The 13,382-nt window shown below is 52.4% G+C and carries 10 protein-coding genes; 3 read left to right on the top strand and 7 right to left on the bottom strand.

All coding sequences use genetic code 11. The annotated features are described in order from the left end of the window. Window positions 1-145: 145 nt before the first annotated feature. Window positions 146-1,795 (top strand): Na+/H+ antiporter, encoded by a 1,650-nt coding sequence (locus tag AC2FCQ_RS11055; protein ID WP_209637049.1) that lies wholly within the window; start codon window positions 146-148, stop codon window positions 1,793-1,795. A 29-nt stretch (window positions 1,796-1,824) separates the two neighbouring features. Here AC2FCQ_RS11055 and AC2FCQ_RS11050 read toward each other — a convergent pair whose 3' ends face one another. Continuing rightward, complete coding sequence (locus tag AC2FCQ_RS11050) at window positions 1,825-2,712, bottom strand: LysR family transcriptional regulator (RefSeq protein WP_265556951.1); 888 nt, start codon at window positions 2,710-2,712, stop codon at window positions 1,825-1,827. 138 nt (window positions 2,713-2,850) lie between these two features. Here AC2FCQ_RS11050 and AC2FCQ_RS11045 point away from each other — a divergent pair, with 138 nt between their 5' ends. Both AC2FCQ_RS11045 and AC2FCQ_RS11040 read left to right on the top strand, forming a co-directional pair. Beyond that, entirely contained in the window at window positions 2,851-3,273 is a 423-nt protein-coding gene (locus AC2FCQ_RS11045) for a CidA/LrgA family protein (RefSeq protein WP_209637053.1), read from the top strand. Beyond that, a complete protein-coding gene (locus AC2FCQ_RS11040) occupies window positions 3,266-3,955 on the top strand; it encodes an LrgB family protein (RefSeq protein WP_490307830.1) in 690 nt (229 codons plus the stop codon). Before AC2FCQ_RS11045 ends, AC2FCQ_RS11040 begins: the two co-directional genes overlap by 8 nt. Before the next feature lie 38 nt (window positions 3,956-3,993). Here AC2FCQ_RS11040 and AC2FCQ_RS11035 read toward each other — a convergent pair whose 3' ends face one another. From AC2FCQ_RS11035 to prmA, 6 genes are all read right to left on the bottom strand, one after another. Beyond that, a complete protein-coding gene (locus tag AC2FCQ_RS11035; protein ID WP_490307832.1) occupies window positions 3,994-7,938 on the bottom strand; it encodes a non-ribosomal peptide synthetase in 3,945 nt (1,314 codons plus the stop codon). Window positions 7,939-8,643: 705 nt separating this feature from the next. Next, complete coding sequence (locus AC2FCQ_RS11030; protein WP_490307833.1) at window positions 8,644-9,342, bottom strand: CTP synthase C-terminal region-related (seleno)protein; 699 nt, start codon at window positions 9,340-9,342, stop codon at window positions 8,644-8,646. Window positions 9,343-9,464: 122 nt separating this feature from the next. After that, window positions 9,465-10,385, bottom strand: a complete 921-nt coding sequence (lpxP, locus tag AC2FCQ_RS11025; protein WP_209637060.1) for a kdo(2)-lipid IV(A) palmitoleoyltransferase — start codon at window positions 10,383-10,385, stop codon at window positions 9,465-9,467. A gap of 355 nt (window positions 10,386-10,740) precedes the next feature. Next, window positions 10,741-11,037 carry a DNA-binding transcriptional regulator Fis gene (gene fis / locus AC2FCQ_RS11020; protein WP_000462905.1) on the bottom strand — a complete coding sequence of 99 codons (297 nt, stop codon included), beginning with the start codon at window positions 11,035-11,037 and terminating at the stop codon, window positions 10,741-10,743. A gap of 21 nt (window positions 11,038-11,058) precedes the next feature. Continuing rightward, entirely contained in the window at window positions 11,059-12,024 is a 966-nt protein-coding gene (dusB, locus tag AC2FCQ_RS11015) for a tRNA dihydrouridine synthase DusB (RefSeq protein WP_037416196.1), read from the bottom strand. Between the two features lie 467 nt (window positions 12,025-12,491). Next, window positions 12,492-13,373 carry a 50S ribosomal protein L11 methyltransferase gene (gene prmA / locus AC2FCQ_RS11010; RefSeq protein ID WP_490307862.1) on the bottom strand — a complete coding sequence of 294 codons (882 nt, stop codon included), beginning with the start codon at window positions 13,371-13,373 and terminating at the stop codon, window positions 12,492-12,494. Between the last annotated feature and the right edge of the window lie 9 nt (window positions 13,374-13,382).

Raw genomic sequence — 13,382 nt, 5'->3', positions numbered from 1 at the left:
ATGTTTTATCTCCGCTTCAGATAAGTCTCCTTCTGTCTGTGCTGCAATTTGAAAGGCACAACAAGCTTTAACCGCTGTAAAAAAAGTGATCTACTATCGGGGCATACTCAGAGATGCAGTCTGAACCCTAGAGTCTAAGGAAAGCATGGAAATCTTTTTTACAATCCTCATTTTAATTTTGGTGGTCTCCCTGTCAGGGGTGGTGACGCGCATGTTGCCGTTCCAGGTACCACTGCCGTTAATGCAAATCGGTATCGGGGCCCTGCTGGCCTGGCCGCATTTCGGGTTACACGTCGATTTCGACCCTGAATTGTTCCTGGTATTGTTTATTCCACCCTTGCTGTTTGCTGATGGTTGGAAAACCCCCACGCGAGAATTCCTGCACCACGGACGCGAAATCCTGGGCCTGGCGCTGGTGCTGGTGTTGATTACTGTGGTTGGTGTCGGTTACCTGATTTACGCCATGGTACCGGGTATCCCGCTGGTGGCGGCGTTTGCGCTGGCTGCCGTATTGTCACCCACCGATGCCGTGGCGCTGTCCGGTATTGTTGGTAAAGGGCGGATACCGAAGCCGATCATGGGCGTGCTGGAAGGCGAGGCGCTGATGAATGATGCGTCCGGCCTGGTGTCACTCAAATTTGCGATTGCAGTGGCGATGGGGACCATGGTGTTTACCGTCGGGGGCGCGACGCTCGAATTCCTCAAAGTGGCGATTGGCGGCCTATTGGCTGGGGTCGCCGTCACTTGGCTCTACAGTAAATCGTTGCGTGTGATGAGCCGCTGGAGTGGGGATGACCCGGCGACGCAAATCGTGTTCCTGCTGTTATTACCCTTCGCCTCGTATTTGATTGCCGAACACATCGGCGTTTCTGGCATCTTGGCCGCCGTTGCTGCGGGGATGACCATCAGCCAGTCTGGCGTGATCCGCAACGCCCCGCTGGCGATGCGCCTGCGGGCCAACAGCGTTTGGGCGATGCTGGAGTTTGTGTTTAACGGCATGGTCTTCATCATGTTGGGCCTGCAACTGCCGGGGATCCTGGAAACCTCTATCTTGCAGGCAGAGCTGGATCCGACCATTCAGACCTGGTACCTGTTTGCCGATGTGGCCATTATCTACGCCGCGTTGCTGGTGCTGCGTTTCACCTGGCTATGGTTGATGAAAAACGCCAGCCGCCGCTTTATGAAAAAACGGCCGTTGCAGTTTGGTGATTTCAGTACCCGTGAACTCTGGGTTGCATCCTTCGCCGGAGTGCGTGGGGCGATTACGTTAGCCGGTGTGCTGTCGATTCCCTTGCTGTTGAGTGATGGTACGGCCTTCCCGGCACGTTACCAGCTTGTGTTTATTGCCGCCGGGGTAATCTTGCTTTCGCTGATTGCCGGCGTCATGGCGCTACCGCTGTTATTGCGCGGGGTGCAGGTGGCAGACAAGAGCGTCAGCAAGAGTGAAGAACGGATGGCGATTGCTATGGCGGCTGAAGTGGCGATCGAAAGTATCAACAAAATGGAAGAACGGTTGGCCGTTGATACCGAAGAAAACATTGATCCTCAGGTGTTGAAAGAGATTAGCTCGCGCGTGGTGGGAACGCTGCGGCGGCGTATCACCACCAAAGACGATATCGAAAATGCGCTGATGCTTGAAAACCTCGAACGACGCTTCCGCCTGACGGCGCTGCGTGCGGAGCGGGGTGAGTTGTACCATCTGCGTGCCACGCAGAAAATCAGCAATGAGACGCTGCAAAAACTGCTGCACGATCTCGACCTGCTGGAAGCGCTGTTGATCGAGCGCGAAGGGTAATCGCCAACGGGCCGCGGAAGCGGCCCTTTTTACTTGGTGGGTGGCCAGTAGTCGCGGCAGCAGGCGATCCACGCCTGGGCGCTGTGCGACAGGTAATTGCCTTGACGCCAGATCAATCCGACCTTCCATTCCATACGCGGCTCCAGGGGCAGCCAGATCAGGTTTTCCTTATCCAGCCACTGACAAACCGGCTCCGGTAAGGTGGCGATACCGACTCCGGCCTGAACCATTGAAGCCAAGAAATCCCACTGCCCGCTGCGCACGGCAATTTGTGGCTCAAAACCCGCCTGGCGGAAAGCCTTCATCAACATTTTGTACAGTGAAAAGTCTTCGTTATAAATCAGGATCGGCCATTCGGCCAATTCGGTGATATTAATGCTGGTGCGATTAAGCCAGTGTGGGGTGCGCGGTGTGACGACACACATCGGATGGTCGAGGAGCGGCAAGAACGTCAGCGGCTGTTCCGTATCAACCGGTAATATGGTCATTGCCAAATCCAGCTCGCCCGACATCACGGCTTGCTCAACCGATAACCCACCCAACTCGGAAATTTTCAGCTCAATGCCGGGATAGGTTTGGCGGAACTGGCGGATCAAATCGGCGATCTGCCGGCCAACCATCGGCGGGATACCCAGTCTCAGCACGCCTTTTTTGACGGAGCTGATGTCTTCCAGCTCCGCCTCCAACTGGCGAAATTCATCGAGGATTGCCAGCCCACGCTGGTATACCGCCTGGCCGCTGTCGGTCAGATGCAGTTTACGCCCCTCGCGGATCAGCAACGTGCACTCCAGTTCCTCTTCCAGATTACGTAGCATTTTGCTGATGGTTGGTTGTGTGACGAACAGCTTTTCCGCTGCGCGGGTAAAGCTTTGCTGGCGCACGACTTCCACGAAGTAGCGCAGAGTGCGGACATCCACGTTGGGTTCTCCTCAGGGGCAATACCGGCGGGAAACTATTCCCTGATGGCATGATATTAATGATTTTAATTCATTTCAGGCCAGGTTTCCTGGCTGCGTATACTGTAAACCGTGAATTTTTGTTTGAGGTTGGTTTCCATGTTACTGGCGTTACGCCATGCTGCCCCCAGCGTATTGAATCGACTACAGGTGCCGATCCAGGTTGCGTTGTATGCGGGGCTATTTCTGATTGCCGATCGGCTCGTGCAACAGTTTCATCTGCCGCTGCCTGCCAATATTGTCGGCATGTTGATGATGTTGGCGTTGATCCTGCTGCGCATTTTGCCGTTGAACTGGGTTAAGGCCGGTTCTCGCTGGTTGCTGGCTGAGATGCTGCTGTTCTTCGTACCGGCAGTGGTCGCCGTAGTCAACTATGCCCAATTATTGATGGTGGAAGGCTGGAAGATTTTTTTGGTGATTGCGATCAGCACCATGTTGACGCTGGGGGCGACCGGATTGGTGGTTGATCGTGTCTACCGTCTGGAGATTTGGTTACGTCGCCGGAAGCAGCGCGATGAATGATTTTATCCTCAGTGTTCTCTGTTTTTTGGCGACATTGGCATTGTATTTCGCCAATAAAAGGCTTTATCGCCGCCGCCGTACTCTGTTGTTGATGCCGCTGGTCCTGACGCCAATGATCCTGGTGTTGTTGCTGGTGGTGACCCATACCTCATATCAGGATTACATTGGCGAAACGCACTGGCTGCTGTGGTTATTAGGCCCCGCCACTATCGCCTTTGCGGTACCGGTGTACGAGAACGTGCATATTATCCGCCGTCACTGGTTGTCTCTCAGTGCTGGGGTACTGACGGCGGTGTTGGTTGCGGTTTACAGCTCGGTATGGCTGGCGCGTTTGTTGACGCTGCCGGAAGAGGTTCAGCGCAGTCTGGCTGTGCGTTCGATCACCACGCCATTTGCGCTGGAGGCTGCCAAGCAAATGGGGGGGCAACCGGATCTGGTAGCCCTGTTTGTTGTGATCACCGGGGTGTTTGGCATGGCGGTGGGCGACATCCTGTTTTTGCGGCTGGCGGTGCGCAGTCGCCTTGCGAAGGGGGCTGGGTTAGGAGCATCTTCGCACGGTGCCGGCACGGCAAAGGCGTATGAAATGGGGCAAGAAGAGGGGGTTGTATCCAGTCTGGTGATGATGTTAGCGGGGATTATTACAGTTATTGCCGCCCCCTTGATTGGACAATGGATGTGGTAAACCTGCGGCGCAAGATGCGCCGCAGGCTGTTGGTTAGGTCAACGAATGTCGGTCGGTATAGCGGGAGAGCGTGTGGACTCACGTAACACGCGGCCGATTTCGTCATGGCTGAAAATAATGGAGTGATGGTTACAGGCCAGAGGCTGTATGTGCAAATGGTGACTAATCGAAGACAGTCCGTTGTCCGCAATCGCCAAAAGTTCCTGCCCATCTCCCTGGTCGGTCATACTCAAGTTCACGTCTTCCGTTGCCTTGAAAAGCGTGATGCGTGCGTGCTGCAAGGGGGCGCTGAGCGTCTCCTTATTCAGGGATAGCTCGGTCGGCTCCGCACGCAATGCTCTGGCGGCAGCGTCACCCTCAATGCCCAGCATGGCCAGCATAGCCGCCAGCAACCCTGGCTCGCTGCGGATCTGGAAGGCCGTTTGATAGAAGGTATCCAGCAAAAATACCTGGATGTCACGGAAGCCTCGGCTTTCAAGCTGCGCGGCCATTTCCAGAGCAATCAGCCCCCCAAGTGACCACCCTAATAGGCGCACGGGGCGGGTAGGTGACAGCTTCATATGGCCAAGGTAATGGGATGCCAATTCGCGCAATGAGGTGATGTGCGGGTGGATAAACAAATTGTGATTGTTGATCCCCAAGACGTTGAAAGCCCCCTCGAGCGAGATCGCCAAATCATGGTAAATATCGCACCCGGTTACTGCAGGATGAACCATCCAGATATCGTCGGCGGCAATGGTCCGATTAAGGCGCATCACCTGTTTAAAGTTAAAATTGGTTTGATTTAGCCGCGCCAGCAACTGCTGCAGAGGCGCAGCAGAAATCGGGGCGGTGGCATCAGAGACTGTTTCTGCCGTCAATGCGCGAGCTTGCGCGCGCAACGTTGGGTGAGCAAACAGGGTTTTTATCACCACCGGATACCCACAGCGCTTCAGTTTGACCAAAAGTTGAATGGCATGCAGCGAATGGCCACCGAGTTCAAAGAAATCATCGTCCAGACCAATCTGCGTGACGCCGAGTAATTCCGACCACAATGCAGCAAGCTGTTGTTCTAATGCGGTTTGAGGGGCTTCATATTGCAACGAAACCTGTGTGAGCGGTGCGGGGGCCGGCAAGGCTTTGCGATCTAACTTACCGTTGGGTGACAGTGGCAGAGCCTTGAGCCTGACAAAGGTGGAAGGCACCATGTAATCGGGCAAGTGTTGCTGTAACTGAAGGCGCCATTGTGCTGAGTGCGAGCCCTCATCCGAAGCGACGACATAAGCCACCAGGCGTTTTCCTCCATGCCCATCTTCTCTCGCCAGTATTGCGGCGTCTTCAACGCCTTCGCATTGGCGTAGTTGCTGCTCTATTTCACCCAGTTCAATGCGCACCCCATGGATCTTGACCTGAAAGTCATTTCTGCCCAGGTATTCAATGTTGCCATCCGGCAACCAGCGGGCAAGGTCACCCGTCTTATACAGACGAGCCTGAGGATCAGCGCTGAAAGGATCGGCAATAAAACGTTCGGCGTTTAGCTCTGGCCGATTCAGGTAACCGCGTGCAACCTGAATACCCCCGATATGTAATTCGCCAGCAACCCCAGGCGGAAGGGGTTGTAACTGAGCATCCAGAATATGGAGTTGCGTGTTGGCGATCGGTTTGCCAATAGGCACCAATGCCCGTTCGTCATTGGGGTGGCATTGCCAGCTGGATACATCCACGGCGGCTTCCGTTGGTCCGTAGAGATTGTGCAATTCCGCCTGGGGTAAATGTTGCAGGCAGCGGTGCACGGTGGCAAGTGGCAATGCCTCGCCACTGCACATGATACGGCGCAAGGAATCACACTGCGCCATTTCGCCGTGACGCAGAAACAATTGCAGCATTGAGGGGACAAAATGCAGTGTGGTTACGCGGTGTTGTGCGATACAGCTACTGAGGTAGTCGGGGTCTTGATGGCCGCCAGGTTTGGCAATGGCTAACTGTGCGCCGACCATGAGCGGCCAGAAGAACTCCCAGACGGACACGTCAAAACTGAACGGTGTTTTTTGCAATACCACATCGTCGTGCGTCAGCGGATAAGCGTGCTGCATCCAGAGCAGGCGGTTGATAACTCCGCGGTGTTCATTCATGACGCCCTTGGGTTTCCCGGTCGAACCTGAGGTATAGATCACATACGCCAGGCTGCGCTGTGGGTCAGACCCTGGCGGTGCAAGATTGTCCTTGGGTTCTTGTTGCCACAGATGGCTATCATGTTGCAGGTGCAGCCGTGGAATAGCGACATCGCAGATGGGATTCAATGCCTGTTCGCCCGCCGGGTCGATCAGGATGTATTTTGCACCGCAATCCTGCAGCATATGACGCAAACGGTCTTGCGGATAATCGGGATCAATAGGGACATAAGCTGCGCCAGACTTCAAAATGGCATACAGCGCTGTCACCATTTCAGGGCTGCGATTGACGCAAACGGCGATGCGGTCATCAGGCTGCGTCCCTTGCTGGCGTAGAAAACTGGCCAACTGGTTTGCCTGCTGGTTCAACTGCAAATAGCTTATCTGCTGCCGCTCATAGCTCAGCGCAGGCGCGTTTGGTGTACGTAATACCTGTTGTTCTAGAAATTGATGAATGCCCTGCGGCATGGCCCAGGATTGCTGCGTGTTATTCCATTCGTGAAAAATATGCTGCTGTTCAGCAGGCAGTAACAGCGGCAGTTGCCCCAAGGGCAGATTAGCATCGCCGTCTAACAAGGTATCGAGTATTTGGACGACGCGATTGGCAATGCGCTCACCGTCTTCATGACTAAACCAAGCCTGATTGAGATTAAACTCCAATACAGGGTCATCGCCTGGGTGGTAGTGACGTAGGTAGATGCCCAATGGCAATTGTTCATAGCCATGATGCATGTTCTCAACTTTAAACTGACTCCCCTCCAGCTCAATGTCTGTCGGGAAGACTTCCAACGAAAAGCTGATGTCAAATAGCTGGCGTCTTCCCTGTTGGTGCAAATTCAGTTGGCGGTTAAGTTCGGCGATAGGAAACCGCTGATGGCGGTAGCATTTACGCAGCTCGCTGCCAATATGCTGTAACAGATGGGAAAAGGGCTCTTGCACGTCCACGTTGATATTAAGCGGGATCATGGAGGAGAACATGCCCAGCGTCTGTTTATGATCGCTGGTGCTGCGGTTATGCACCGGCACACCGATGGTGACATTATCCACCTGCCAAATGCGCGCGAACCAACTGGCAAGCAGAGCCACCATGAAGTGCATTGCCGAGCCACCGTGATGAGCGGCATAGCGCTCCAACTGCAAGAAGCGTTCTCGCGGTAAACGCTTGATGATTTGGCTGCTGGGATAGGTTTGTTGCTCGGTGTAATTGGGGCGGCGTTCCAATACGGATGGCGGGGCTGCTGCAAAGCGTTCGAGCCACCAATCCCGATCGCGCTGATAGCGTGATGACTGAAGGTAGGCAAGATCGCTAACCACGAAATCGCTGTAGCGTGAGTGGCTTATTTCACTCTTCTGCCCCAGTTTTAGCTGCTTATACCGATCCATAATCATTCGGCTTAATAACGAGATCGACGTGCCATCCGCAATTAGGTGATGAGACGCCAATAACCATAGCGTTGTTGAATCATCTATTTTGGTCAAATGACAACGCCATAGCAGGTCTTCATAGAGTTGATAAGGTTGGATAAATATTTCTCGCAGATGGTTCTGGGCCTGACTGGCTGCATCTTCCTGGTGCGAAAAATCGTTGTAGTGAAGTTCAATGGATTTTTGACTGAGTGGGCGTTGAATGACGCCTTGTGGTGTTTCCTTCAGCGCGGTTTGTAACGCGTCATGCTGCTGTTGAATATACTGGATAGCTTCTTTAAACAGTGGGAAAGAAATCTCTTTATCCACGCGCCAGAGGCACCCTACATTATACAGTGGAATATCAGGGTTTAAGGTCTGATCTAACCATACGGCCTGTTGTACCGTCGTGAGAGAATAAGCGGACACGGAACCACCTCCAAAATACAGGAAAGAATCGACTTAAATAGATGCGTAGTCGGTAAGTACTCGAACATTATAAGAGGTGATATTAAATCCGCCCAATTTTACATTAAATATTTTTAATTGTCTGAATAAATAATTCAGTATGCACATATAATTCATTTAATTGTTTACATATTTCTTATTCCGTTATTAATAATTAGTCATGTTATTAATGGGAATTAAAAATTGTTTTTTAACTGGATAATGCCGATTTGAAATGATGGCTAGCTTGCGTGATTTTGTTTAATTGGTTGTTTTTAATGGTTTTATTTTCACTTAAGCATTGGCGGTGGGGGAGGTTTATTCTGCAATGTATCGATGGCTGATGTCGATTTTATCTCGAGTTTTTCGGCAGTGAAAAGTGAACGTGCGTACCAGGTTACCTATTTGAACACTGCCAGGATGTCGTCGATAGATATTCCAATCACTTTAAGCATCAGAGTTGCTAATGATATATTATTTGGTAATAAATAAGAGTTTTATCCACTTATTTAATTATTGATGAGTTTTTCATGTCTGTGCATCTAGCGGGGGGCATAAAAATGACAATTAAATTAAATTGGAATGAACAATATGTTTTTATAATAAGTCAATTTACTGCTGGTCTGAGAAAGTGCCATTATTAATGGGGCCATGATGGCATGGCCCCTATATCTCAATCTTTGTTGATTAAACGTTGGCTGCGGTTTTGATCAATGCCACGACCAGCGGGGACAGTTCGTTGCGTAATGCGGCCCGTTCGGACTGGAACAAAGTGGCAGCGTAAAAGCGGTGCCCTGGTAGCTCCACCGATCGCACATCACCTTCGCTGTCGTGGCCGCTGATAATGAGAGGATGTTGCTGTAAATCGGCGACAAACTCGGGATTAACACCAAAATTGCAGTGATAGCCTTCATGCGTTTCAAGCTTGCCGTAAGTGCGGGCAGCCAGCGTACCCGGTTGGAAAATAATAGTGCCGCTCTTTTCGACCAACGAACAGCTCAGAGGCGCGATGACCAATCGACCGCCACTGTCAGTTTCTGCATGGCCAGCATCGTGCCAACCCATGACGTTACGGGCGTATTCCACAATGGCATACTGGAATCCGCCACAGGAGCCCAGGAAGGGGATGTTTTGCTCACGCGCATAGCGGATTGCCATGAAGGCGCCGTCATCATGATTATATGGGCTACCAGGCACTACCCAGATTGCATCAAAATCTTGCAGCACTGAGGTATCGGTAATGGTCTCTGTAGGTAGCCAGCGGGATTGAATATCGACGTCAAGGTGTGCAGCAGTGAGTTGAAGAGCAATCGGGATGGCTTGGTGAGAGACAGCCTGAGGCAGGTAATCGCCGACCAGAGCAATGCGAACTTGAGCTTTCATCATTTCCTTTTCCTGTGCGGGTAAAAAAGGAGATTACAGTAAAGCTGAGTGCCAATCTTCAGGTTTTCAAACGCTGCGCACAAAAAAGCCCGGCGTTTGCCGGGCTTGGGGAGTCGAGTGTTGGCTCAGTAGAGCGACGGGGCACCGGCTGGACGGGTTTTGAAGCGGCGGTGCAGCCACATATACTGTTCTGGTGCGCGCATGATCTCTTGCTCCACCACTTTATTCATGTATGCCGCTGCGGCGATCTCATCGCCAATAGGGTAATTCTCCAGTGCCGGTTGGATCAATAAATCATAACCCCGGCCTTTCTCACGGCGAATCAAGACGACCGGCACCAGCGCGGGTTTGGCCATGCGTGCCAGCATAAAGGTACCGCTGGTGGTGGCGGCTTGATCGACAGCAAACAGCGGAGCGAACACGCTGCCACGTGGGCCGTAATCTTGGTCCGGAGCGAACCACACGGCTTCGCCGCGTTTGAGAGCCTGAACCATGCCGCGCAGATCTTTGCGATCGAGCATGGCTTTATTGGAACGCATGCGGCCTTTGGTTTGCGCCCACTCCATCGCTTTATTGTTGTGTGGGCGGTACATTGCCATCATTGGCTGGCAGAGCCCCATGGCACGGCCGCCCAGCTCCAGTGACATAAAGTGCACGCCAATGACGAGAACGCCACGCTGATTCTGCTGTGCGATTTTCAGGTGATTAATACCGGAAACGTTGAACCAGCGTTTGACGCGTTTATCTGACCAGAACCAAGCCATGCCCGTTTCCAGCAGGCCCATACCGAGGGATTCGAAGTTGCCGACCACTTTGCGCTCGCGTTGCGCTTCTTCCATGTCTGGGAAACACAGTTCCAGGTTACGGCGGGTAATGGAAACCCGACGTTTAAGGAACCGCATCGAGGTGCGGCCCATCCACACACCCAGTTTGTGCAGCAGTGGGTAGGGGAGTTGAACCAGCAGGAACAGGCAAGCCAAACCGAACCAGGTAAACCAGTAGCGCGGGTGCAGCAAGGCCAATTTGAATTTTTGCGGACGCTTCATATAAACTCATTTATGCATTAAGGGGGCAGCAACCTGTAACGCATAAGGATCCACTCACTTGCGATACAACCACTCAGACACCCAGACATCACTATCGTTTAGCCAGATTCCATAATTGACTAAATCTTTACACTCGAAGGGCGGTTCGCGCTGCTATCAGGCTTCGGAAGGATGGCTGTAGGCCAGCGAAGGCGGCTCTAGGAATGTGTATTCTATCACAGAATACGAGCTCTAAAGGTAGAGTGGCATACGAATATTCTCATTCGTATTGACAGACGATTGATATAACGCCGAATAAGAAAAAGGCGCCGCCTCTTGCGAGGTTGCGCCTTTTCAACATGCTAACTGACTAGTATCAGTTCATGCCGTATTTTTTCAATTTCTTACGCAGCGTACCACGGTTGATGCCCATCATCAGGGCGGCACGGGTCTGGTTGCCACGGGTGTATTGCATCACCATGTCCAACAGTGGCTGTTCAACTTCAGCCAATACCAGCTCATACAGGTCGTTAACGTCTTGACCATTCAGTTGAGCAAAATAGTTCTTCAGTGCTTGTTTAACCGAGTCACGCAGAGGCTTTTGAGTCACTTGATCCTGTGAGTTCACGGTAGAAACGGTCAGTACGTCAGAATTTACGCGTTGTTCGAACATAGTTCTGTCAGCTCTTTTTTGTTACGCAAGATTTTCGAAATATGCCTCCAACGCCTCCAGCTGTTCGCTGGCATCCTCTATGGCGTTGAATGTGCGCCGAAACTGGTCATTCGGGGCGTGCTCCTGGAGATACCAGGATACGTGCTTACGAGCAATTCGGAATCCCTTGCCTTGGCCATAAAAGCCGTGCAATTCCCGAATATGCCCTATCAACAAACGCTTAACCTCGCCAAGCGGCAGAGGGGGCAGCAGTTCCCCAGTGTCCAGATAATGCTGGATTTCCCGGAAGATCCAGGGTCTCCCCTGAGCAGCGCGGCCTATCATCAGGGCATCAGCCCCAGTGTAGTCGAGCACTGCTCTGGCTTTATGCGGGTCAGTAATGTCTCCATTCGCGATAATTGGAATGGAAACACTCTGCTTAACTGCCCGAATGCTGTCGTACTCCGCGTTGCCGTTGAACAGGCAGGCACGGGTTCGGCCATGAATAGTCAGGGCTTGTATACCACAATCTTCGGCCAGTTGGGCAATCTCTACACAGTTACGGTGTTCTGGCGCCCAGCCGGTGCGAATCTTAAGCGTAACCGGCACATCCACAGCATTAACCACTGCGTGGAGGATCTGTTTAACCAGATCCGGGTACTGCAGCAATGCAGACCCTGCAAGCTTCCGGTTCACTTTTTTGGCCGGGCATCCCATATTGATGTCGATGATCTGCGCACCGCTGGCCACGTTAATACGTGCAGCGGCAGCCATATCATCTGGGTCGCATCCGGCAATCTGCACGGAACGGATCCCGGGTTCATCGCTATGTACCATACGCAGACGCGACTTATCCGTCCGCCACACCTCCGGATTGGAGGAGAGCATTTCGGATACAGCCATCCCAGCACCCATTGCATGACATAGGGTTCTAAATGGGCGATCTGTAATGCCGGCCATCGGGGCCGCAATCAGGCAATTTGTAAGCTGGTGGTGTCCAATGCGCATAGACAAAGAGTAACCATACTGTGTCCGCAAGGGCGCGTATATTACGCATTTTTGCGTTGAGATGAAAGGCCAAACTTTGACCAATTGGCCGTTATTCGGCAATCAAAATGCGCTTTGTCAGGATTCATAAAAATATTATATATATTTAACAATGAGTTGACGAAAAGTGCTTAATTTGTATGCGGTAAAATATTCCCCATACAACAGAATTTTATCTGTAATGAGTCTCGATTCAGCCAGAGATAGGCCGCAATATACGGCATCTATCAGGCGATTCCGTTGAGAATTGACCTAATTATGCTGAGATTGCTGGGTGGACATTCTGGCGAAGAGTCTGTCGTTTCAGGTGACACTTCCGTGGTGACACTGGCGCATAAGGACATCGCCATTGCGTGATAAGACAGAATAAAAAAACCACCGTAACGCTCTAAGTTACCGGTGGTTTTTTATCAGAGTACTCTTTCTGATTACTTACGCTGGCCCGTGATACGACACCATTCTTCACGTTCCGCGACCGGATCGAGAGTGAATTTGTCTTCATAGGCTTGCGCCACGCTGCTTGCCTGCGTGGCCAATACGCCTGACAGCCCCAGATAGCCGCCCGACTTTGGCAGGCAACCGATCAGCGGCGCCAACTCGCGTAATGGGCCAGCCAGAATGTTTGCGACGACCACGTCAGCCAGCAAGTCTGCAGGTTGGTCTTTTGGCAGATACAGCTCCAGACGCTCTGAAACGCCGTTACGCTGTGCGTTATCACGACTGGCCTGAATGGCTTGGGGATCGATATCGATGCCGATAGCGCGTGCTGCACCGAGCTTCAGGGCAGCAATCGCCAGGATGCCTGAACCACAGCCGAAGTCGATGATGGTTTTACCGGCCAGATCGAGGCCGTCCAGCCATTGCAGACACAGCGCGGTGGTTGGGTGGGTGCCGGTACCGAACGCCAGACCTGGGTCCAGCATCACGTTGACCGCGTTAGGATCGGGCACATCACGCCAGCTTGGGCAAATCCACAGACGATCGCCGAAGCGCATTGGGTGGAAGTTATCCATCCACTCACGTTCCCAGTCCTTGTCTTCCAGTTGTTCGATCTTGTGGCGGAAGCCGGCACCCAGCAATGGATGCTGTTCCAGCATTGCCACCACGTCGGTCATGTCGGTTTCAGCATCGTACAGCCCGATCACATCGGTATCGCCCCACAGCAAGGTCTCGCCTGGCAGCGGTTCGAACACCGGGTTGTCGTGGGTGTCCTGAAAGGTCACCGATACGGCACCGCTTTCAACCAGTGCATCGCTCAGGTCTTCTGCCTGGCTGCCGGTAGTATTCAGTTTGAGTTGGATCCAAGGCATAACAATTCT

The organism is Serratia sp. CoH_134_PS_4, from assembly GCF_058190535.1.
The sequence above is the reverse complement of the archived record's forward strand: the minus strand, read 5'-3'. Positions and strand labels throughout refer to the sequence as shown.